Raw genomic sequence first — 23,661 nt, 5'->3', positions numbered from 1 at the left:
CGTCGCTTCAGAAGCGACTTCATCATATTAACATCTTCATTTTTCGATGTCAACTAAGTTTTAAAATTTCTTTTTTGTCGTTTTCTGCGTTTCCTCATCAGCGACGTTTATTAATATACCATCATGGTTTTTAAATAACAAGTGTTTTTTTATAAAAAAAACAAAAAAATTATCTACCCTACTTTCTTCTATAGTAAAGCCTTGTATTCTCTCTACTGAAAATAAGTATTTTGATTGTATACCAATACACTCTAATTAACCAAACTACATTTCATACTCCCTCCCACCTTTTCATTCTCTTCTACATTAAAGTCCACATTTAAAAAGAAAATAGCTTCGCCACTTCCTAATAATGCGAACATGTTGATTTTTTGTCCCTCCACACAAATCATTACTAGTTGAAAGAACCGGTTGTTGGCAGATAACTCCAACCGAATTCGAAGTGAGAATTTTATCGTCCGATCAACGACAGGATAGATAACGAAATTCCAACGAAACATCAACTTAAGATTATTATTAGAATTTTTTTACATTTAATTAATAAAAAATATCCATTTTTTGTTATATAGTAAGAAAGGACGTACTCAACTACAAATAAACCAATGGAGGAATTACTTTATGGATAGGTTAACGAATTTTTCATTAAAAAACCGCGCCGCTGTTATCATCATGGTTTTTCTCATTTCCATACTCGGTGTTTATTCCGGCTCTAAATTACCTATGGAATTTTTACCTAGCATCGATAATCCCGCAGTCACCGTCACAACCTTATCTCCAGGACTCGACGCTGAAGCAATGACAAAAGAAGTAACCGATCCCCTTGAAAAACAATTTCGCAACTTAGAAAACATTGACAACATCACCTCTTCTACTCACGAAGGATTATCACGCATCGATATCGCATATACATCCAAAGCAAATATGAAAGATGCCACACGTGAAGTTGAAAAGGCCATTAATACAATTAAATTACCTAAAGATGCAACTAAACCGATAGTTAGCCAATTAAATACTTCTATGATTCCACTCGCTCAAATTGCAATCCAAAAACAAAACGGATTTTCAAAAGCAGATGAAAAAAAAATCGAAAAGGAAATCGTACCACAACTCGAAAGCATTGATGGCGTTGCCAACGTTATGTTTTTTGGAAAATCAACTTCCGAATTATCTATTATACTAGACCCAAACCAATTAAAAGATAAAAACGTAACAACGGAACAAATATTAAAGGTTTTACAAGGAAAAGAAACTTCCACTCCAGCTGGAGCTGTTACCGTTAATAAAGAAGAATATAACCTTCGTGTCATCGGGGATATAAAAAATGTAAATGACATTAAAAAAATCACTGTTGCACCTCAAGTTAAATTACAAGATGTTTCTCAAATTGAACTTAAACAACACTACGATACAATCTCACATATAAACGGCGAAGAAGGCACTGGATTAATCATCATGAAAGAGCCAAGTAAAAATGCAGTTGCAATTGGAAAAGAAATCGATAAAAAAATTAAAGATATAAGTAAACAATATAAAGATCAGTTTTCTATTAAACTTTTAGCATCAACTCATGAACAAGTTGAAAATGCTGTTACTAGCATGGGAAAAGAAGTAATCCTTGGAGCAATTGCTGCAACTCTAATTATATTAATCTTTTTACGTAACTTCCGAACGACACTCATTGCTGTTGTCAGTATTCCATTATCTATTTTATTAACACTCTTTTTACTACACCAATCTAACATCACACTTAACACTTTAACACTTGGTGGTTTAGCTGTTGCAGTTGGACGTCTCGTCGATGATAGCATCGTTGTCATTGAGAATATTTTCCGACGTTTACAAAAAGAATCTTTCTCTAAAGATATTATTCTCGATGCAACAAAAGAGGTCGCCGTCGCAATTACTTCTTCTACTTTAACGACGGTCGCTGTTTTTTTGCCTATCGGCCTCGTATCAGGAGTAATTGGAAAATTAATGTTACCTATGGTATTAGCGGTCGTATATTCTATACTATCATCCTTAATCGTTGCACTAACAGTTGTTCCACTTATGGCTTTTTTACTACTCAAAAAAACAAAACACAAAAAGCAAAGTTCTTCACCACGATATGTCGCTACATTAAAGTGGGCTCTTTCGCATAAATTCATTATTCTACTTACTTCTTTTTTATTATTCGCAGGATCGATTGCTACCTATGTATTACTACCGAAAGCGAATATAAAATCTGAAGACGACACAATGTTATCTATTAATATGACTTTCCCGGCTGATTACGCTCCTGAAACACAAAAACAAAAAGCTTTTGATTTCGAAAAGAAGCTACTTTCTAATTCAGATGTAACGGATGTTATTTTACGAATGGGATCTAGCGCAGAAGATGCACAATGGGGGCAAACGACCAAAAATAATCTCGCAAGTATATTGGTAGTCTTTAAAAAGGGTTCTGATATTGATCAGTATATTAAAGAGTTAAAGAAAGAACATAAAACTTTTGAGCCCGCTGAACTTGATTATATAAAAATGAGTTATTCAAGCTCTGGTAGCGGCAATAATTTACAATTCAACGTAACAGCCACTAACGAAACAAATTTAAAAGAGGCTGCTACTATCGTCGAAACAAAACTAAAAGATATGGATGATCTTTCTAAAGTAAAAACGAATTTAGAAGACTCTAAGAAAGAATGGCAAATCCATGTTGATCAAACAAAGGCCGAACAACTAGGATTAACACCAGAATTAGCAGCTCAACAAGTAGCATTCCTTATGAAGAAATCACCTATTGGTGAAGTTTCAATCAATAACGAAAAAACTGCTATTATAATAGAACATAAAAAAGAAAGTATTACTAAACAAGAAGACATTTTAAACACAAACATACTATCACCTATTAATGGATCAATTCCTTTAAAAGACATTGCAACTATTTCAGAAAAGCAACTTCAAACAGAAGTCTTCCATAAAGATGGAAAAGAAACGATTCAAATTACCGCAGAAGCTTCAAATGAAGATTTAAGCAAGATAAGCACTGAAGTGAACAAAGCGATAGCCGAATTAGATTTACCTAGCGGAGCAAAAGTAAATATCGCAGGCGCCACTGAATCTATGCAAGAGAACTTCACAGATTTATTCAAGATTATGGGAATTGCAATTGGGATTGTATATTTAATTATGGTTATTACCTTCGGGCAGGCACGTGCTCCTTTTGCAATCTTGTTCTCCTTACCATTAGCTGCTGTCGGCGGTATTTTAGGATTAATCATTTCAGGAACACCAGTTGATGTAAATTCCTTGATCGGTGCATTAATGTTAATCGGGATTGTCGTTACAAACGCTATCGTATTAATAGAAAGAGTACAACAAAACCGGGAACACGGTATGGAAACGAGAGAAGCCTTACTCGAAGCAGGTTCCACTAGACTACGTCCAATTATTATGACAGCTATTACAACAATTGTTGCTATGCTCCCACTCCTATTTAGCCAATCACAAGCAGGAAGTATGGTATCAAAAAGCCTAGCCGTTGTTGTCATCGGTGGTTTGGCAGTCTCAACTGTTCTTACATTAGTAGTCGTTCCAGTTATGTATGAACTATTAGATAAAATTGGGAGAAAAAGGCGCTCTCGTAGAAAAATAAGCACTTCTACAGAAACACCTGATATTTAAAAGAAAAGGGTTATCTTCATTCATGAAGATAACCCTTTTCTCTACCTAATCATATAATCCATCATTTTTTCCGCATACCGTTCTAGAGATTCACTAGAATCCACAATAATATATTCACTATTTAAAGGTCTTTTACTACCATTTAACCACTTTTTAAAAGCTACTTCCGACTCTACCTTTTCAATTTGACTGACCATACGCTTACGTGTTTGCAACCTATTATTAATCTCTTCCATATCATTCACATAACACTCAATATATTTATATTTCACACCATGTTTATTAGACAGCTTAATTCCTTTTTCAATCATCCCTTCATATAGACATGGACTATCCAATATCACACTATGCCCTTGTTCTAAATAAGAATCAATCAATGCCCATTCCACATCGTATGATACTCCTCCAACAATCGTCGATTCAATCCCTTTCATTTCTAATGATTGTAACAACGCTGATTTCAAAATGTCATGATCTACAATTACAGCACCCGTTAACTTCGCTATATACTTAGAAACTGTCGATTTTCCCGATCCAGGAAATCCTGACATTTGTAGAAAAAACAATTCCTCCACCCCTTCATTTGCACCTGTTCATCTATATAATTCAATTCCTGTTACTTCCATTCCTTCTATATTAAAATACAAAAAGAACCCCCTACTTATCAGTAGAGAGTTCCCCTTTACAACTTATGCCGCTTTTACCTTCTTCATCGTTTTACTTTTTCTTTTCGCTCCTGTAAAACGTTTGTGCAATATAGATGCTACTAAGCGTGAAATAACATTGAATAGCAATACCATAATAATTAATACAGCTGCAGATTTTGTCGCAATCAACTTCGCATCTGGGATAATTCCTTCAGAATTTAACTTCCAAATGTGAACTGCTAACGTTTCAGCTGGCCTAAATGGATTTAAAGGATGAGCAGGACTTGAGAAGTCCGCTGCTGAATTTAAAATTGGAGATGTTAAACCCGCTGTGTAAATTAATGCCGCTGCTTCACCAAATATACGACCTGCCGCTAAAATAACACCTGTAATAATTTGTGGTAATGACGACGGGATAATAATACGAGTAATCGTTTGCCACTTTGTTGCACCTAATCCAAGACTCGCCTCTTTCACATTAGCAGGAACTTCTGAAATCGCATTTTCACAAACACGTGTTAAACCTGGTAAGTTTAAAATCGTTAAAGCAAGGGCACCACCCATTACTGTGTATCCCCATCCTGTCATTGTAACGAACACTAACAAACCGAATAAACCAACAACAATAGAAGGTAAAGATGCCATTGTCTCAATACATAAACGAACAAAGTTTAAAAAACGTCCTTGTTTTGCATACTCTGCTAAATATATTCCAGCACCTAATCCAAGGGGAATAGATATAATAAGCGTTATAACAAGCATATAGAATGAATTGAATAACTGCGGACCAATCCCACCACCAGCTCTTGTATTGCTTGGTTCTCCAAACAAGAAACTAGGATCCCAAAAACCCCATCCCTTTTGTAAAATCTCAAATACTAAGAACACTAGCAAAGCTACAACTAAAGCCGCTACCGCATAAAAGATACCTGTCCAAACTTTATTTACCGTTCTTGCATTCATTATTATCGCTCACCTCTTTGCCCAATTGCTCGAATTACTAAAATAAACAGGAATGAAATAACAAGTAATATCATTGCTAAAGTCCATAGCGCATTGTTCCAAGCAGTTCCGTTTAATGTATTTGTCATGTCCATTGTCAAAATACCAGTTAACGTTGCTGTCGGACTATATATTCCTTCTGGTAATTTAATCGTATTCCCAATTACCATTTGAACCGCTAATGCTTCACCAAAAGCACGCGCTAACCCTAAAACAACACCTGTTAAAATCCCCTTTTTCGCAGCAGGAACAATCACTCGGCTAATCGCTTGCCATTTCGTTGATCCTAAACCATAAGAAGCTTCTAAATAATCAAATGGAACAGAGCGTATTGCATCCGAAGCGATACTAGCAATAGTAGGTAAAATCATAATACTTAATACAACAATACCTGCAATTAAACTAAATCCCACTCCCCCAAACGAATCGCGTAATAACGGTACTAAAATAGTAACCCCTAATAATCCGTATACAACCGAAGGAATACCAACTAATAATTCTAAAACAGGTTTCAATACTTTATTCCCAAACTTCGGCGAAATTAAATTCATGAATATAGCAAGAGCTATAGCAATTGGCGCACTAATAACAACCGCACCTAACGAAACCACCGTTGAACCTACAATGAAAATTACAGCCCCGAAAGCTCCCTCATCAGCATTTGGACTCCATTTTGTCGATGTTAACATCTCAGTAAACGAGATACCACTTTGCGTAAAAGATTGAATTCCTTTACCGCAAATAAACGCAATAATAGCTAATGTAACTAAAACAATAAAAATACCACAAAACGTAACAAGTGATCTTCCTATATATTCACTTTTCACGTAATTAATTTGTTTTTTCCCCTTCATCACAGGACAGACCCCACTTCATAAATTGAAATGAACAGGACTGGCCTTGCAGCCAGCCCCATAAATTTTATTACTTATTTAATTTAGACATTGGAATATAACCCATGTCTTCTACTTGCTTTTCAAAATCTTTACCTTTTACATAGTCAATGTAAGCTTTTGTTGCTTCTTTTGCCTCACCTTTCGTTACCATGTACTCGTAAGACCAGAATGGATATTTACCAGACGCAATGTTTTCAACTTTTGGTTCAGCACCATCAATTTTCACTGTTTGTAGCGCACCTTTTTTCTCGCCAACCATATAAGACATTGCTAAATAACTTACTGAACCTGGAGTAGAGTTAATCGCTTGCTCTACTGCACCGTTAGAATCTTGTGTAGTACCAGTTCCATCATTAATTTTTGCGTCTTTCATAATTGTTTTTTCAAATGTAGCACGTGTACCAGAAGAAGCCGGACGATTAATTACGTTGATTTTTTCATCTTTCCCGCCTACTTCTTTCCAGTTTGTTACTTTTCCAGTGAAGATATCTTGTACTTGTTGTACTGTTAAATTATCAACTTTTACATCTTTATTTACGACAAGTGCGAATGCAATACCCGCTACCTTGTTATCTACTAATTCTTTCGCCTTATCAGCATCTTTTATTTTATCTGCAGATGGAACATCTGAGTTACCAATTTGGACTGCACCAGAAGCTACTTGATTAATTCCAGTTCCACTACCGCCACCTTGTACTTGGATAGAAACGTTTGAATTTTTCTCCATAAATTTCTTTCCAGCTTCCTCTGCAAGAGGTTGAAGTGCTGTAGAGCCTGCAGCTGCTATCGTACCTGACAATTCTTGTTTTGCATTATCGCTTCCTTTAGCATCTTTACCTGATGTCTCTTCTGCTTTTCCACATCCCACTAATGACCCCGCTACCACTAAAGCTGCTAAAGAAAATTTAATACCCTTTTTCATAACCATGTCTTGTACCCCCATTTGGATTATCACTTTTCACATTTGTCTACTTCTTTCGAACACAAATTCATTGTAGGACAATAATATTATGTGAGTGTTAAGCAATTTTTAATTTTAAGTAAATGACGATAATAACCCTTAAAAACTAGGAATCCCAACATTTATGGTTGAAGAACCCAACAAAATCCACACTAATTAAGCTGTAATGTAAATTTATTCTTAACAATGTAAATTCAATGTAAATGTTTTTCACTCTTTTTCCCTTTTAGTTAAAGCTACGTTTACAATTCCACTGTATTTTGTTACTTTTACACGCTTAATTTGTGTACATTACACAGAATTTCAGTAATATTTTTTAGTACAACTAAATAAATTGGAACAATTCTAAAAATAAATGAATATTTTTAAAGTACCAATTGACAGCATCATCCAATGTAGTCTACTATATTACTAACAAAAAGTTTACCTAAGGAAACTTTTTAAACTTAAACTAAAAATATAGAGATGAGGTAACTTTTATGGTATCGGCTAACACAAAACCACTTTCCGAATTTAGAACAGGAGAGTTTGTAGAAATTGAGAAGATACAATTAGAAGGAACTATGAAGCGACGTTTATTAGATTTAGGATTTATCCCTGGAGCAACAATTAAAGTATTACAGCGCAGTCCACTCGGAGATCCAGTCGCTTATCAAGTAAGCAACACAACTATTGCACTACGCAAAGAAGAAAGTTCCCTTATTTTCGGGGTATTAATAGGAGATGATTTCAGATGAGCAAACATCGCATTGCTTTAGCTGGTAACCCGAATACTGGGAAAAGTACATTATTTAATACTTTAACAGGCTTAAAACAACATACTGGAAACTGGACGGGAAAAACTGTTTTAAAAGCCGAAGGGGAATATGAACATAACGGAAATAAATATACATTAATAGATTTACCTGGAACTTACTCACTATATTCAAATTCTGCAGATGAAGAAGTAGCAAGGGATTATATTATATTTGAAAAACCAGAAGTAACTGTAGTTGTTATAGATGCAACTGCTATGGAGAGAAATTTAAATTTAGCACTTCAAGTGATGGAAATGACGAGCAACGTAGTCATTTGTATTAATTTAATTGATGAAGCCGAGAAAAAAGGCATCGTTATCGATGAAAAAAAATTAGCAAAATCACTCGGTGTACCTGTAGTTAAGATTTCCGCTCGTAACAGAGTAGGCATCGGTCATTTACTAAATGTCATTGCTAAAGTAGCAAATAAAAAACTAATTCCAACACCAATTAAAATTTCTTACAGCGAAAAAATCGAAAGTATGATTCAGGAATTAGAACCAAAAATTTATAAAGTGTTCGGTGATACGTATCCAGCACGTTGGATTGCGTTACGTATATTAGATGGAGATAAAAATTTCTTAACTACACTCCAAAAACACCATAATGAACCACTTGTAAGGGAGGTCGTAATGAATGGAATCTCACTCAGCCAGTAAGGCTCTTCCATTAGACTATATTATTCAACATGCACAAGCACTCTCAAAAGAAGATATACGGGATGATATTGTCGGAGATATTTATCGAACATCTGCAAGCATATGTAAAGAGTCTGTTCAATATACAAATACTGATAAATTATATCGTTCTGAAAAACTAGATAAAATTTTCACATCTCCAATATGGGGATTCCCAATTATGCTCGGTATTTTATCTATTATTTTTTATCTTACCATTGCAGGCGCTAACGTACCGTCTGATATGATTGCTGAATTCTTCGGATGGGCCGAAGGGTATTTAACATCTTGGTTCCAGGCAGCACATGCACCTGAATGGTTACATGGCATTTTAATACTTGGCTTATTCCGCGGTATCGGTGCTGTTATTAGCGTTATGTTACCACCTATGGCTATCTTTTTCCCGATGTTCGCACTATTAGAAAACTACGGATACTTACCACGCGTTGCGTTTAATATGGACCGCTTATTTAAACGCTCTGGTGCACATGGCAAACAATCTTTAACAATGGCAATGGGCTTTGGTTGTAATGCAGCAGCCATCATGTCAACACGTATTATTGAATCACCACGTGAACGTATGCTTGCAATCTTAACAAACAACTTCGTTCCTTGTAACGGTCGCTGGCCTATGTTAATTTTAATGGCTTCATTATTTATGGCTGCTGGTTATACAGGTAGTATGCAAACATTAGTTACTGCTGGCGTTGTAGTTGGAATGGTTGTAATTGGTATTATTATGACATTAACCGTTTCTTGGGTACTATCAAAAACAGCTTTAAAAGGTGTTCCAACCCACTACACACTTGAGTTACCGCCGTATCGTAAGCCAAAGGTTTGGAATACAATTGTGCGTGCAACACTTGATAAATCAGTCTATGTTTTAAAACGAGCTGTAGTTGTAGCTGCCCCTGCGGCTGCATTAACTTGGTTACTTGCTAATATTTTTATCGGTGACACAAGCTTACTTATGTATTTTGTAAACTTCCTAGATCCATTTGCTAAAATGTTAGGACTTGACGGTTTTATTCTAGCTGCGTTCATTCTTGGACTACCAGCGAATGAAATTGTTATCCCGATTTTATTAATGTCTTATTTATCAACCGGAGCTTTAACTGAAATAGACGATTTTAATCAAATTAAAAATCTATTCTTAGAAAATGGTTGGACTTGGTTAACAGCGTTAAACACAATGTTGTTCTCACTTCTTCATTTCCCATGTGGAACAACACTGGTTAACATATATAAAGAAACAAAAAGTGCCAAATGGACATTCTTATCGTTTGCAATCCCTACCGTTATCGCCATTGTTGTTACATTCCTCTCTACACAATTGGTACATTGGTTAGGGCTTGTATAAAAGCAAAGCAAATGAAGGTATCCCCCTTCATTTGCTTTGCACGAAAGAAACCTGAATTTTATTCAGGTTTCTTTTTTTGTGCATCAGTATTCCAAGGCTGCGCTCCATACATTGTGAGTTTCTTATGAATGAAGTATGTGGCTCCCGGAAGAACTGCCATTAATATCGTGCAGCTAATTCCTAATCCCGTAAACAAATGATATCACCTTATTTCACTCTCTTTGGTAATGCCGAACCTGAATGCTCAATTGTTGGATGAACATGAACAGCAATTTCAGCATCACTAAAGTAATTTTCACCTTGATCCCAATTCTTACTTATTTTTTTCCACTCTTTATAATTATGCCGCTTATATACCTCTCCTAGTTCCAATACATCTACCTTATATTTTTTTTGAACAAGCTTAATCGATTTTTGAATGCGCTCCTCCATTTCTTCCGATATATCTTTCTCTAAATGCTTTTCATTCAAAACCTTTTTATGGTCACTAAAGTGCAACTCAGCCAATATACCTTCTAGATATAAATGAATATTAAACTTTGGTTTTTCAGCATTCGTTGTAGATACTTTAATTTTCCGACGCACCTTATGAATTTCATATGTAATTAGTTGCTCCTTTTTACGAATGGTAAAAAAACCTCCAATTTTTTTACCTATTATATAATTCATTCCTAATGTTTCTTCCCCACTCAAACTGCCTACACACTTATTATCCTTTCCACGAAACAACGCCGCACCATTCATTTGTACCCCTTGCTTTGTTAGTTCGAGAATAGGTAATACGAAACTTCGGTTGGAAATCATCTTTTCCTGAACTTCACCAATTCTTGAAGCCTCAATCATTTGAGCATTTTTCGGAGGATGTTCAGCTAACATATCAATATACTGCGCCGGTAAATTTTCAGGCTTGGCACTTTGCTTTAAAATAGCTTCTGCATCTTTCTTAGAAACGAACAAACGAATATTTCTTCTCATCTCATGATCGCGAATATATACATCTAACGTATTTTGCAGAACATATGGGTTCGATAATAAATCTTTAGAAAAAATGAGCACTTGTATATGTGGAAAGAATAGTGAGCGACTAATTTTTTTGGCGATAATTCGTATTTGCTCAAAGACACTATCTGCTTTTGCACTAACATTAATGTAATTTTCACCATCTCCATCACCTTTTCCACCTTGCTGTGCTAGCTTACTCGGAAGTACCATCTGATACGTCCCTTTCATAATCGGATTTGCCTGCTTTTTTTTCACGATATCATAGGCTGCACCTACTACAAATCCCCTTTCTTCTATCTCCTCTAACTCCGAACACCCACTCATGAATCCAACTACAACCATAATCATTATAAATTTAAGAAGGCGTTTCATTTCCACCATTCCTTCTTTTTATTTTATATACAATTAAAACGAGCAAAGGCGCTAACACAACAAACCCCATATCTATCCAAGCTAAATAAGTCCCATAGCTTGACAAAACATTCAAACTACTCGGTACCATATTCACCATAAAAATAATAGGGGCACTTACAAAAATGAAAATATGTTTCTTCACTTTCGGAAACATCGCACAAAACAATAAAGATGCGACGTCGTAATACATGGCTGTCGTGTTATAAATAGTAATAATCCAAGTCGTAAAAAAAATCGCATCAAACCTTTCTAAAAACCCTCCACCAATTTCAATTTCTTTACCTAATTCAATTGTTGGATATGTCAATCCACGCGTTGTCATATACGTAAAAACACTAATACAAGTTAAATAAATTAAAATGTATGCCAACACGTTTACCATTACAGCTTTTGCAACTGCCATTGGTGCTTTTTTCGCCGTCTTATCGTTTAACAGCACTGCATAAAACAGAGCTACTTCAAATCCAATAAACGTAAAAATAGAATTTTTAACTCCAACAGCATATTCATTTACTTCCGTTTGAAAAACTGGTAGTAAATTATTTATTTCCATTAAATTTATATTCAATAAAGAAAGAAGCACGATCGCAATTAAAACAATAGGTAAAAATAGAACATTTAGTCTTAATAACGCCGCTCTCGATCCTGCTATTCCGTAAATAACAACTAGTAAGAAGAAGAAAGACAATAGTTGTATCGGTGTCTCACTAAATAAATACGTTTGAGAAATAATTGAAATCATTCGCGATTCATATGCTGTCAAAGCAGCAAACGTTAATACTAAAATGCTACTAATCGTGTAAGCAACAGGCTTTGTCAAATGCGCACTTGTATATTGAACAAAGTTTTGTTTCGGAAATAAGATAGCTACCCTCGTTACAAACCAACCTAAAACTGCACATACCAATCCACCCAAAAGTAAAATAATCCAACCGTCCGAAAATAAAGTTTGGTTAGCAATATCTCTCGGCATAGACAACGCCCCTATGCCAATAATGGTCGACGATACTGCAAACCCAATTTCCCGAGATCCAATCTCTTCATCGCCATACTCAAATGGTTTCAATTATTCCCGCTCCTTTGGACGTATTGTAGAATCTTTCGTTTGTAAATATTCCGGTCTATCTTTCAACATCGATTTTGGCATACGTATAAATTCTTCTTTCCAATCTTTATAAAATGCAGGAGCAATTGGAGTCGTATACGGTACACCAACACTTGTTAAATTTGTAATATGAACAGCAAGTGCAATAAGCGCTAAAATAATTCCATACAAACCAAAAGCAGTTGCTGCTAACACAAAGACGAAAAGTAAAATACGAAACGTAATCGTAATGCTATATACAGGGAGAGAAAAGGTAGCGATAGCTGTAACCGCAATAATGATAACTAAAAATGGATTTACAATTCCTGCGTTCACCGCTGCCTCCCCAATTACAAGACCACCTACAATCCCAATTGTTTGCCCCATCGGTTTCGGCAACCTAATTCCCGCTTCTCGTATTAACTCCATCGTTAATGCCATCATTAACGTTTCTATATAGGCAGGAAACGGCACGCCTTCCCTCGCCCCAGCAATTGAATATGCCAGTTTAGAAGGAATAAGTCCTTGGTGATATGATACGAGAGCCACATACATCGCTGGCATTAACACTGCAACTATACCCGACCACATCCGCAAAATTCTTAATAAAGTCCCAATGACCCAACGCTCATAATGGTCTTCCACAGATTGAAAAATATCAACAAATACTAGCGGAGCTATAAGGGCAAACGGTGATCCATCCACCAAAATAGCAGCCTTTCCTTTCGCTAAGGAGGCCACAATATTATCAGGTCTTTCCGTATTCAAAAACTGCGGAAACGGTGACAAATTATTATCTTGAATTAATTGTTCAATCGTACCCGTTTCAAAAACGACATCTGTGACTATGGATTGAAGACGCCGATCTAGCTCTTTTACAATGTAAGGATTAATAATGTCTTCTATATATACTAACGTCACTTCTTTTTGAGATCTCTTCCCCATAATATAAGATTGAAATCTCAGCTTTGGGTCACGTAAACTACGGCGAATTAACATTTTATTCACGTTAATATCTTCATTTAATCCGATCCTCGGTCCACGTATTAAATCTTCTGTTACTGGCGGTTCTAAACTTCTTTTTTCCCAAGCTCTACTATTAATCACAATAGCGGTTTGAATATTATCAATTAATATAACTGTATCTCCCGCTAAAATCGCATTTATAATATCGGGAAACGTTGTCTTCTTACCAACTTCCGCAATAGAAATAAAACGATCCAATAACGTCTGAACGACAGCTGCTTCATTTTGCACTTCTTCATATTGAAGTGTACGAACTACATATTTATAAACATTATCCTTATCTGTTAACCCACATAAAAAAATAACAGCACAACGTGTAAAACTACCAGCAAGGGCAACTTCCCTAATTGTTAAATCATTAGGCGAACCTAACTCATCCCTAATTTTTTTCATAACTTCAAATAAGTTACCTTTTAACTCTAACAAAATCCCCCACCTAACTTCCTTTTCAACAAGTTTTTAGTTAGATTCCGCTAATAAAAGAAAATATATACAAAAAAGAGCTATCTCTTTTCAAAGATAGCTCTAGCCCACGGATTATTTTTCTACTATTATATTGTCTGCTTTTACAGACACATTTTTCGTAAATCCACTAACGATAAACATCACAATCATATTCATTAACAATGCGACTATACCTACATTTAAATCTTTTATATATTGAGGGAAACTCGGAAACATTGTAGCTATAGTTGAACCAGTTAAAGTAATATATGCGACTACTAACAACCCAATCCCCATTCCCGCAATTGCCCCTTGTTTCGTAATAACTTGACGTGGAAACAAACTACATACAAGCGCAGGGAAAAGTTGTGTCACTATACTATATCCCATTAAAAGGAGTGCTCCTATCGTTTCTCCACCTTTAAAAGTGAACAAAACAGCTACAAGCGTTACTACAGGAACAAATAATTTCGCCGCTTTTGCAACTTGTCGATCCGAAGCAGATGGGACCATTGTTCGGTAAATATTTTTTGCTAATAATGTAGAAGCGGCCATAACAAGCATAGAACCCGGAACTAATGCTGTTAAAACTCCAGCACTACCAATAATCCCAATAAACCACGGATCAAAAGTTTGAAGAGCAAGACGGAATAACGAAAGGTCTACATCCCCTCCCTTTAACCCTGGAACCTGCAGTATGGCAGCAAATCCTGCAAAAAATACGAAAAGTAAAACTAAAGAATACAGTGGCATAATTGCTGCATTTTTACGAAATACGTTTTCGTTTTTGGCAGAGAAAGCAGAAGCGAATGTATGAGGCCACATATAGAAACCGAGAGCTGTTAGTACAATAGTAGAAACAAACCAAGAAATGCTCATTCCTTCATCAGGTAAAGATAAAAACCCTGGTTTCGCTGCTTCTACTGCTTCAAACATCGGCTGAAATCCTCCGTAATAATGGTACGGTAAATATATACCTAAAAACATAACGATAAACAGTATCATAATATCCTTCAAAGCGGCCGTCCAAGCAGAGCCGTGTATACCTGAAACCATTACATATATGGTTATGACAATTGCACCAATCCACACTGCAATAACTGGTGATACCCTTCCGTAAGATGCTTCCGAAACGATAATCCCCAACCCTTTTAGCTGTAAAACAAGATATGGGATAATCGAAATAACCCCAATGATAGAAACAATAATGCCAAGTGTCTGACTCTTATATTTCTTCACAAAAAAATCTGGCTGCGAAACAAGATTATGCTCTTTCGCATACTTCCAAACTGGCGGTAATAAAAAGTAAGATAAAATATAAGCTAATGCGCCATAACCTAAAATATAGAAAGTAGGGGCTCCTTTACTATACGCCCATCCACTTCCGCCTAAAAATGTGAAGGTCGTATAAATTTCACCTGCCATAAGAAGAAAAACAAAAATAGTGCCAAATCCTCTTCCGCCAACTGACCATTGCTCTAAATTCATATCTTTTCCATGTTGCGCTCGAATTCCTAAAAATAGTGCAAGAAACAAAAATAAAATAATGATAAGCAATGCGGTCATTTTACATCCCCCTTATTCGCAGGATCAAATACGTACACCATCCCCATACAAAGAGACGTAATGAGCACCGATAATAATATCCAAAATAATAAAAATGGCATCCCTAATATGTAAGGAGTAACTGAATTAGCAAATACAGGTCCAATGACTAAACAAAAAACTGGAATAAGCGCTAATAGATGTATTTTCTTCATCTCATTCTCCTTTACTTATGAAATTCATAATGGATAATACAAAGACTTCCACCCCAATCGGTAATGCATCTTCATCAATCGTAAAACGAGGGTGATGGTGAGGATATACAATTCCTTTCTCTTTATTTCCCGCTCCGATAAAAAAGAATGTCCCCGGTGCCTTTTGTAAAAATGCTGAAAAATCTTCTCCAGCCATCGTCGGCTGTAAACGAGTAACTCGTTCCCTTCCATAAAGCTGTAATGCTGTTTGCTCAATAATCTCTGTAACTTCATAATCATTTACGACTGGGCGATATCCATATTCATAAGAAAACGTATATTTCGCTCCGTAAGCTTCCGTCACATGCTTCACAATCTGTTCAATCCTTTTCTCTGTTTCTTCTCGTAACTCATGTCTTAAACTCCGCACTGTCCCTTCAATCTCCGCTTGTTCTGGAATCACATTATGGGTTGTCCCAGCATGGAATTGCGTAACAGATACTACAAGAGAATCTAACGGATTCGTGAGGCGAGATACAATTTGCTGAAGTTGGGAAACGACTTGTGTACCGATTGCAATACTATCAACAGTTTCATGAGGGATTCCAGCATGTCCACCTTTTCCTTCTATTGTAATTTTAAAAACATCTGGGGCAGCCATTGCCGGACCATAAATCACACCTATTTTCCCTACCTGTAACGATGCCCAAAGGTGAGCACCAATAATATAATCCACACCTTCCATTACACCCGCTGCAACCATTTCCTCTGCACCGCCAGGAAAGTTTTCTTCTGCATGTTGGAAGAGAAAACGAATCTCCCCTTCAACTTTCTCTCTTGCCTCTACTAACTTATGTACAACTCCAAGTAATATCGCTATATGCCCATCATGGCCACATGCATGCATCACACCTGGTTCTGTAGAAATAAAGTCAAGCTCATTTTCTTCATGAATAGGAAGAGCATCCATGTCAGCTCGAACCGCGATGGTTTTACCAGGTTTCTTACCAATTAATCTTGCCATTACACTATATTTAGTGGGTCTTGACACTTCTAAATGTGGGATTTTCCGAAGTATGTCGAAAACAAACTGTGATGTTTTTTCTTCTTGAAAAGATAACTCTGGATACTTATGAAAATGCCTTCTCCACTCAATCAATTGATTTTTCGATACAACTAGTTCCTTCACTACATCCATTTCTCTTCTCCCCTTCTTCACCAAGTTAAATGTTATTATAACGTGAATTATCAACTTTTAAAAGAATCTTCTGAATTTTCTATCACTGGAACTCAAAAATAAAAAGCCATCAAAAAGATGACTTTTCATTATTATAAAATAGTAATCGCTTGTTTCCCCATTTGCTCCCAAGCTTTCTCAAACTCTGCTCGTGGAACAGCGAAACGCGGATTGTTTTTTAGAGGATCATTTACATACACAAAGTTTTGATCGTATCCAACCACTACTGCACTATGCTCAAAATATGTAATTTTCACTTCACCAGAACTTGTTTTCCATGTTTCAAAACTACTTTCAGCTAGCGGCTTAAACGTTGTATTAATAATAACCCATACTGGAGAACCAGAACTAATTACCTTATATAGATCATTCACGTCTCTATCTGTTAAATTAATTACTTTTTCAGGAACATATTTTTCTGCTAAATTAAAGATTGGTTTATTGTATACACCATATCCTGGTTCAGCTTTCGTATAAATATTTCCAACAAATCCCTCATAAGGATTTCCACGCAAACCATCTTGTTCAAATGGAACTCGATGAATTTCACTAGCAAGTTGCATCTTATCTACTTGTACACCTTTATATTGTAGCAACATAGCTAAGCTTGTCACTTCACATCCACGAGGTAATTCTGGTAACTGCTTTATAAACGGAACATTTTCAATCATAGCCGCTTCTTTCATTTCAGAAAGAAACTCTAAACGGAATACTTGCGCCTTTTGTATAATTTTATCTTTCGCTATAAAAAACGCGGCAACAAATATAATCCCAAAAACAAAAAGATATTTTAACTTTTTCATTTTAAACAAAACTCCATTAATTATTATTTTACAGACATACCTCCTATCATTGTACCTTTCTTCTTACTAGTTTGCTAGAAAGATTCTGTGAATTATTGTTCACACTTTTACTATCAGGAAAATTCTAATTATTTTTAATAAAAGGAAAAAACAATATACTTTTCTGAATTTTTTTGCTAAAATCGAAATAATTAATATGGTGAAGATATCACTTTGTTAATAAAAACATTCTTAGAGTATTTAGTCATAGTTCGCTTTTACATACTCCATTCATTTCATAGTAAATAAACCGAGTATGTGTCATATCCCCCACTAATGATTAAAAACTCGGAATGAAAATCAGTTCATACATACAGAAAATAACGAGGTGAGGGGCATATGAATCAACAAGTAGAACAAACAGATTTAAAACGAACAATGAAAAGTAGACACCTATTTATGATTGCACTTGGTGGAGTGATTGGAACGGGCCTATTTATGGGATCAGGTCAAATCGTCCATAACGCCGGTCCTGGTGGTGCTATTCTTGCATTTTTAGTCGGTGGATTTGTTATGTATTTAACGATGTTATGTCTTGGTGAATTATCCGTTGCTATGCCAGAAGCAGGTTCATTCCAAAGCTATGCAAGCAAATTTATTTCACCTGGTTTTGGTTTTGTTGTCGGTTGGATGTATTGGTTGAATTGGGCTGTTACAGTTGGAGTAGAGTTAACAACTGTAAGTATTTTAATGAAACGCTGGTTTCCAGATGTTTCTTCATGGATTTGGTGTGTTACATTTGCGGCAGCACTCTTTCTTGTAAACGCTCTATCAGCAAAAGCATATGCAGAAGCAGAATTTTGGTTCGCTAGTGTAAAAGTCGCAACCATCGTTATTTTCATCGTACTCGGTGGTGCAGTTATGTTCGGTCTACTAGACTTTAACGGAAAACCAGCTCCAATGCTTCACAATTTCACTGAAAATGGCGGATTATTTCCAAACGGTGCATTGGCTGTTCTTCTTACGATGATTACAGTAAATTATTCTTTCCAAGGAACAGAATTAATCGGAATCGCTTCAGGAGAAAGTGAGAATCCTGAAAAAACAATTCCAAAAGCAATCAAAAATACCATTTGGCGAACGCTATTCTTCTTTGTCCTAGCCATATCAGTTGTTGTAGGTTTACTCCCGTGGCAAGAGGCTAATCTAGTCGAAAGTCCATTTGTACTTGTATTTGATGTAGCTGGTGTTCCATATGCAGCAGACATCATGAACTTTGTTATTATTACAGCTGTATTATCCGTAGCCAACTCTGGTCTATACGCAAATTCACGTATGCTTTGGGCGATGGCAAAACAAGGAATGGCAAGTCCAGCTTTTACGAAGTTAACGAAAAAAGGTGTGCCATTGAACGCATTAATTTTCAGTCTAATCTTTGCAAGCTTGTCTCTATTAACAAGTATATTTGCAGCAGATACTGTCTTTTTAGTTTTAACATCTATTGCAGCTATGGCCGCTGTCGTAGTTTGGATGTCAATCGCAGCTTCACAGTTTTTCTTCCGTAGAAATTTCTTAAAAAACGGCGGAGACATTAATGATTTAAAATATCGCACACCACTTTATCCATTAGTTCCAATCGTAGCATTCTCACTCAATTTCATTACATTTGTTAGTTTAGCTTTCATTCCAGACCAGAGAATTGCTCTTTATTGTGGTATTCCGTTTATGATCATTTGTTACATTTTATACCGAGTTAAATATAAAAAAGTTGTCACATTTGAACAACAAATAAGTCTAAAAAAAGAAGTAAACTAAATATACTAAATATTCAGCTATCTTTCTTATCATAAGATAGCTTTTTTCTATTTATTGGATATCTTGGTATAACTTTATTTATCTTAAAATTTTCACAATCACGTTTTTCACTGGAAAATGGTTTACAATGTTATCAAGTTACAAATGATATTCACCTTAAAAAGTGTGCATTTGTGTCTATTTTTTAACAATATCACAAAAACTATTGCCATCTATAAATTAATAGGTTTATATTGTTTTATTGGCATAGTTTCAATCCAAGGAGAAAGGAGATTTTCAATCGTGCAACTAAAGAAAACGTTTTGGAAGCTGGCTTCGCTTCTTCCGTTATCATTACTTCTGTTCCTCGGTGGCTGTGATAAGAAACTCGCAGTATTAAATCCGCAAGGACCTGTTGCAAAAGCACAGTATGATTTAATTGTTTGGTCATTCTTGCTTATGTCATTAATTATCGCAATTGTATTCATCTTGTTTACAGTCATCTTGATTCGTTATCGTGAAAAACCAGAGAATATGGACTATGAGCCACCTGAACAACACGGTAACACATTATTAGAAATCATTTGGACGCTTGTTCCTGTTATTATCGTTATCGCATTATCGATTCCAACAGTAAAAGCAACTTATGCTTCGGAAGAGGTTCCGAAAGAGTCCGAACATATTAAACCAGTGGAGATTTATGTTACATCTGCAAACTGGAAATGGTTATTCAGTTACCCAGAGGAAAAAATTGAAACCGTTAACTATTTAAACATCCCAGCTGGTGTACCAATTCAATTCAAATTGACTTCTGTTGGCCCAATGAATGCTTTCTGGGTACCAGAACTTGGTGGTATGAAGTACACTATGGATGGTATGATTATGGACCTTTATTTACAAGCTGATAAGCCAGGTTCTTACCTAGGCCGTAGCGCGAACTTCTCTGGTGAAGGATTCACTCACATGGAGTTCGAAGTTGAAGCAAAAACTAAAGAGAAGTATGACAAGTGGGTTAAAGAAGTACAACAAACTGCTCCTAAACTAACAGAAGATAAGTACAACGAAATTGTTAAACCTGGTGTAGTTGGTCGTATGACATTCTCTAGCCATCACTTAAGTTATGTTGATCCAAAATCACTTGAATATTGTGATTACAACTACTACAAAAACAAAAAATAATAGCTATAATTCCAACAGATTGGAGTGAACACAGTGAAGCTTGATGAATTCTTTGTCACAGGTGATCCGATTATTTACGGTGCAGACGCTTCTATCGTTCTTGTGACATTAGCAATCATTTTCGTACTAACAAAGTATAAAAAATGGAAATGGCTTTGGGACGAATGGTTAACAACTGTTGACCATAAAAAGATTGGTGCCATGTATATTATCTCTGCGGTTATTATGTTATTCCGTGGTGGTATGGACGGTTTAATGATCCGTGCACAGTTAACATTCCCAGAAACAACTTATTTAAATGCTGAACACTATAACGGAATCTTCACAACACACGGTACAGTTATGATTCTTTTCATGGCGATGCCATTCGTTATGGGATTAATGAACCTTGTAGTACCATTACAAATTGGTGCTCGTGACGTTGCATATCCGTTCTTAAATGCTTTAAGTTTCTGGTTATTCTTTGTCGGAGCAATGTTATTCAACATCGCTTTCGTAATCGGTGGTTCTCCAGACGCTGGGTGGACTTCTTACTTCCCAATGGCAGGTACAGAGTTTACTTCTGGTGTAGGAAATAACTACTACGCAATTGCATTACAGATTTCAGGTCTCGGTACGTTAATGACAGGTATTAACTTCCTTGTTACTATCTTAAAAATGCGTACACCTGGTATGACTTTAATGAGAATGCCAATGTTTACTTGGTCAATCTTAATTACAACAATTATCATTATTTTCGCTTTCCCAGTATTAACAGTTGCTCTTGCATTAATGACATTTGACCGTCTATTCGATGCTCACTTCTTTACGATGGCGAGCGGCGGTATGCCAATGTTATGGGCCAACCTATTCTGGGTATGGGGTCACCCTGAAGTATATATCGTTATTTTACCGGCATTCGGTATTTTCTCTGAAATCATTAGTACATTCTCACGTAAACGTCTATTCGGTTACAGTGCGATGGTATACTCAATGGTTGCAATTTCTTTACTAAGTTTCGTCGTATGGCTTCACCACTTCTTCACGATGGGTGCAGGTCCAGCGGTTAACTCATTCTTCTCGATTTCGACAATGGCGATTTCGATTCCAACCGGTGTTAAGATCTTTAACTGGTTGTTTACACTGTATAAAGGACGTATTCGTTTTACAGTTCCAATGCTTTGGTCATTGGCATTTATTCCAAACTTCGTAGTCGGTGGGGTTACAGGGGTTATGCTTGGTATGGCAGCAGCTGATTATCAGTACCATAACAGCTACTTCCTAATCGCTCACTTCCACTACGTATTAATCGCAGGTACAGTATTCGCTATGCTTGCTGGATTCACATTCTGGTATCCAAAAATGACTGGTCATATGTTAAATGAACGCCTAGGTAAATGGACATTCTGGATCTTTATGAGCGGATTCAACATCTGTTTCTTCCCAATGTACTTCTTAGGTTTAGACGGTATGACTCGTCGTATGTACACTTACTCTGAAAGTCTTGGATGGGGATGGCTAAACCAAATCGCATCTGTTGGTGCGGTAATGATGGGTATCGGCTTCCTACTTCTTTGCTACAACGTAATTTGGAGTGCTCGTCACGGTGAACGTGACACAACTGGAGATCCATGGGATGGCCGTACACTTGAATGGGCAACTCAATCTCCTGTACAACATTACAACTTCGCGAAACTTCCTGAAATCAAAGAAGCTGATGCTTTCTGGTACATGAAGAAACGCGGAGAAACAGTTACACCAGCAGCAGAAGATATTAAACCAATTCACATGCCAAGTAACTCTGGTGTGCCTATTATTGCGTCTGGATTCTTCGGTCTTGCAGGTTTCGCATTAGTATTTAGCTGGTTCTGGCTTGCAGCAATCGGCGGCGTTGGTATTTTAGCTTGCTTAATCTATCGTTCATTCGATTACGATGACGGTTACTATATCAGTGTTGATGAAATTAAAAAATCAGAACATGTAGCATGAGAGGTGAAATGATATGGCGGCTTTAGATAAAAGCTTACCTTTGGAATATCAATCCGAGCAAAGCAGATTGAATATCCTAGGATTCTGGATTTTTCTTGGGGCTGAAATTATGCTGTTCGCAACACTTTTCGCCTCTTATCTAGTACTTGCTGGTCGTACGGCAGATGGCCCAACACCAGCACAACTGTTTGAACTTAAAACGCTTTTAATTCAAACACTACTACTTTTAACAAGTAGTTTCACATGTGGTATCGTAATTCACGAAATGCGTAAGCATAACCAAAAAGCAATGCTTGGATGGTTCGTCCTTACATTACTTTTAGGTGCAGGTTTCCTATTCTTCGAAATCGAAGAGTTCATTATGTATATTGGTGAAGGCGCAACAATTCAAACAAGTGCTTTCTTATCTGGATTCTTCGTTCTTCTTGGAACGCACGGAGCCCACGTAACAGGCGGTATCATTTGGGCAACTTGTGTTATTATCCAAATTTTAAAACGAGGTTTAACACCAGTTACAGCTCGTAAAGTATTCATTATCAGCTTATACTGGCATTTCCTTGATCTTGTTTGGGTATTTATTTACACACTAGTTTACTTGAACGGGATGGTGGCGTAAATGAGTCAAAATAACAACCAAGCAAACGGGCATGCGCATAGCGGATTCCCTTGGTCACACGTTTTCGGATTTATTTTATCGCTTGCACTAACGTTTCTAGCTCTATACGTGGCACTTTACACAAACCTGCCACTTTCAACGATCTTAACAACTATTATCATAATGGCTGTTGCGCAAGCGTTGTTACAATTAATTATGTTCATGCACTTAAAAGAAGGAGAAGGAAGAGTTCAAATTCTTACTATGATATACAGTTTCTTCGTTGCAACTGCAACAGTTGGTTTAACTGTATGGATCTTCTTCTCAATGTAATGTACATGAAAAGACTGCTGAGATTTCTCAGCAGTCTTTTTTTATTACTTCCCCTATTACA

At 36.3% G+C, this 23,661-nt stretch carries 21 protein-coding genes; 9 read left to right on the top strand and 12 right to left on the bottom strand.

Annotation, left to right across the window (positions count from 1 at the left end; translation table 11 throughout):
* Nucleotides 1-618 precede the first annotated feature (618 nt).
* Nucleotides 619-3,663, top strand: coding sequence for an efflux RND transporter permease subunit (locus tag Q9B79_RS22460; RefSeq protein WP_306187767.1), 3,045 nt, complete (start codon nucleotides 619-621; stop codon nucleotides 3,661-3,663).
* 41 nt (nucleotides 3,664-3,704) lie between these two features.
* On the opposite strand, the gene Q9B79_RS22455 is transcribed toward Q9B79_RS22460, so the two are convergent.
* The 4 genes from Q9B79_RS22455 to Q9B79_RS22440 all read right to left on the bottom strand — a co-directional run bounded on the left by Q9B79_RS22455 (nucleotide 3,705) and on the right by Q9B79_RS22440 (nucleotide 7,136).
* Nucleotides 3,705-4,229: a P-loop nucleotide/nucleoside kinase family protein gene (locus tag Q9B79_RS22455; RefSeq protein ID WP_306187765.1), complete on the bottom strand. Its 525-nt coding sequence runs from the start codon at nucleotides 4,227-4,229 to the stop codon at nucleotides 3,705-3,707.
* Between the two features lie 123 nt (nucleotides 4,230-4,352).
* Entirely contained in the window at nucleotides 4,353-5,273 is a 921-nt protein-coding gene (gene pstA / locus Q9B79_RS22450) for a phosphate ABC transporter permease PstA (RefSeq protein ID WP_306187763.1), read from the bottom strand.
* Between the two features lie 2 nt (nucleotides 5,274-5,275).
* Nucleotides 5,276-6,166 carry a phosphate ABC transporter permease subunit PstC gene (gene pstC, locus Q9B79_RS22445; protein WP_306187778.1) on the bottom strand — a complete coding sequence of 297 codons (891 nt, stop codon included), beginning with the start codon at nucleotides 6,164-6,166 and terminating at the stop codon, nucleotides 5,276-5,278.
* Between the two features lie 70 nt (nucleotides 6,167-6,236).
* Nucleotides 6,237-7,136: a phosphate ABC transporter substrate-binding protein PstS gene (locus tag Q9B79_RS22440; RefSeq protein WP_000245119.1), complete on the bottom strand. Its 900-nt coding sequence runs from the start codon at nucleotides 7,134-7,136 to the stop codon at nucleotides 6,237-6,239.
* 512 nt (nucleotides 7,137-7,648) lie between these two features.
* Between Q9B79_RS22440 and Q9B79_RS22435 the strand changes: the two genes are divergently transcribed.
* The 3 genes from Q9B79_RS22435 to Q9B79_RS22425 are packed head-to-tail and all read left to right on the top strand — an operon-like array spanning nucleotide 7,649 to nucleotide 10,003.
* Entirely contained in the window at nucleotides 7,649-7,906 is a 258-nt protein-coding gene (locus Q9B79_RS22435; RefSeq protein WP_098669174.1) for a FeoA family protein, read from the top strand.
* Entirely contained in the window at nucleotides 7,903-8,625 is a 723-nt protein-coding gene (locus Q9B79_RS22430) for a FeoB small GTPase domain-containing protein (RefSeq protein WP_306187760.1), read from the top strand. The genes Q9B79_RS22435 and Q9B79_RS22430 overlap by 4 nt, the downstream gene beginning before the upstream one ends.
* Nucleotides 8,603-10,003, top strand: a complete 1,401-nt coding sequence (locus Q9B79_RS22425; protein ID WP_060629589.1) for a nucleoside recognition domain-containing protein — start codon at nucleotides 8,603-8,605, stop codon at nucleotides 10,001-10,003. Before Q9B79_RS22430 ends, Q9B79_RS22425 begins: the two co-directional genes overlap by 23 nt.
* Before the next feature lie 58 nt (nucleotides 10,004-10,061).
* On the opposite strand, the gene Q9B79_RS22420 is transcribed toward Q9B79_RS22425, so the two are convergent.
* The 8 genes from Q9B79_RS22420 to Q9B79_RS22385 form a co-directional block, all read right to left on the bottom strand.
* A complete protein-coding gene (locus tag Q9B79_RS22420; RefSeq protein ID WP_263703330.1) occupies nucleotides 10,062-10,199 on the bottom strand; it encodes a hypothetical protein in 138 nt (45 codons plus the stop codon).
* An 11-nt stretch (nucleotides 10,200-10,210) separates the two neighbouring features.
* Nucleotides 10,211-11,377, bottom strand: coding sequence for a Ger(x)C family spore germination protein (locus Q9B79_RS22415; protein WP_306187757.1), 1,167 nt, complete (start codon nucleotides 11,375-11,377; stop codon nucleotides 10,211-10,213).
* Nucleotides 11,361-12,485: a spore germination protein GerLB gene (gerLB, locus tag Q9B79_RS22410; protein ID WP_306187755.1), complete on the bottom strand. Its 1,125-nt coding sequence runs from the start codon at nucleotides 12,483-12,485 to the stop codon at nucleotides 11,361-11,363. The genes Q9B79_RS22415 and gerLB overlap by 17 nt, the downstream gene beginning before the upstream one ends.
* Entirely contained in the window at nucleotides 12,486-13,922 is a 1,437-nt protein-coding gene (gene gerLA / locus Q9B79_RS22405; protein ID WP_306187776.1) for a spore germination protein GerLA, read from the bottom strand.
* 144 nt (nucleotides 13,923-14,066) lie between these two features.
* On the bottom strand, nucleotides 14,067-15,539 hold the full coding sequence (locus Q9B79_RS22400; protein ID WP_306187753.1) for a sodium:solute symporter family protein: 1,473 nt from the start codon (nucleotides 15,537-15,539) through the stop codon (nucleotides 14,067-14,069).
* Nucleotides 15,536-15,733, bottom strand: a complete 198-nt coding sequence (locus tag Q9B79_RS22395; RefSeq protein ID WP_306187751.1) for a DUF3311 domain-containing protein — start codon at nucleotides 15,731-15,733, stop codon at nucleotides 15,536-15,538. Before Q9B79_RS22395 ends, Q9B79_RS22400 begins: the two co-directional genes overlap by 4 nt.
* Before the next feature lies 1 nt (nucleotide 15,734).
* The gene (locus Q9B79_RS22390; RefSeq protein ID WP_306187749.1) at nucleotides 15,735-16,910 is read right to left on the bottom strand and encodes an amidohydrolase; all 1,176 of its coding nucleotides are present in this window, start codon (nucleotides 16,908-16,910) and stop codon (nucleotides 15,735-15,737) included.
* A gap of 131 nt (nucleotides 16,911-17,041) precedes the next feature.
* Complete coding sequence (locus Q9B79_RS22385; RefSeq protein ID WP_306187747.1) at nucleotides 17,042-17,752, bottom strand: C39 family peptidase; 711 nt, start codon at nucleotides 17,750-17,752, stop codon at nucleotides 17,042-17,044.
* 378 nt (nucleotides 17,753-18,130) lie between these two features.
* On the opposite strand from Q9B79_RS22385, the gene Q9B79_RS22380 reads away from it, so the two are divergent.
* The 5 genes from Q9B79_RS22380 to qoxD all read left to right on the top strand — a co-directional run bounded on the left by Q9B79_RS22380 (nucleotide 18,131) and on the right by qoxD (nucleotide 23,600).
* Complete coding sequence (locus Q9B79_RS22380) at nucleotides 18,131-19,546, top strand: amino acid permease (protein WP_306187745.1); 1,416 nt, start codon at nucleotides 18,131-18,133, stop codon at nucleotides 19,544-19,546.
* Between the two features lie 282 nt (nucleotides 19,547-19,828).
* Complete coding sequence (locus Q9B79_RS22375; protein WP_306187743.1) at nucleotides 19,829-20,704, top strand: cytochrome aa3 quinol oxidase subunit II; 876 nt, start codon at nucleotides 19,829-19,831, stop codon at nucleotides 20,702-20,704.
* A gap of 33 nt (nucleotides 20,705-20,737) precedes the next feature.
* Nucleotides 20,738-22,672, top strand: a complete 1,935-nt coding sequence (gene qoxB / locus Q9B79_RS22370; RefSeq protein ID WP_306187741.1) for a cytochrome aa3 quinol oxidase subunit I — start codon at nucleotides 20,738-20,740, stop codon at nucleotides 22,670-22,672.
* Between the two features lie 13 nt (nucleotides 22,673-22,685).
* Nucleotides 22,686-23,288, top strand: a complete 603-nt coding sequence (gene qoxC, locus Q9B79_RS22365; protein ID WP_000729318.1) for a cytochrome aa3 quinol oxidase subunit III — start codon at nucleotides 22,686-22,688, stop codon at nucleotides 23,286-23,288.
* Nucleotides 23,289-23,600: a cytochrome aa3 quinol oxidase subunit IV gene (gene qoxD, locus Q9B79_RS22360; RefSeq protein ID WP_000081349.1), complete on the top strand. Its 312-nt coding sequence runs from the start codon at nucleotides 23,289-23,291 to the stop codon at nucleotides 23,598-23,600.
* Nucleotides 23,601-23,661 lie beyond the last annotated feature (61 nt).

The organism is Bacillus sp. MHSD_36, from assembly GCF_030757775.1.
In the GTDB taxonomy this organism is placed as follows: domain Bacteria; phylum Bacillota; class Bacilli; order Bacillales; family Bacillaceae_G; genus Bacillus_A.
Note: the sequence above shows the minus strand (reverse complement) of the source record. Positions and strands in the feature narration are given on the sequence as shown.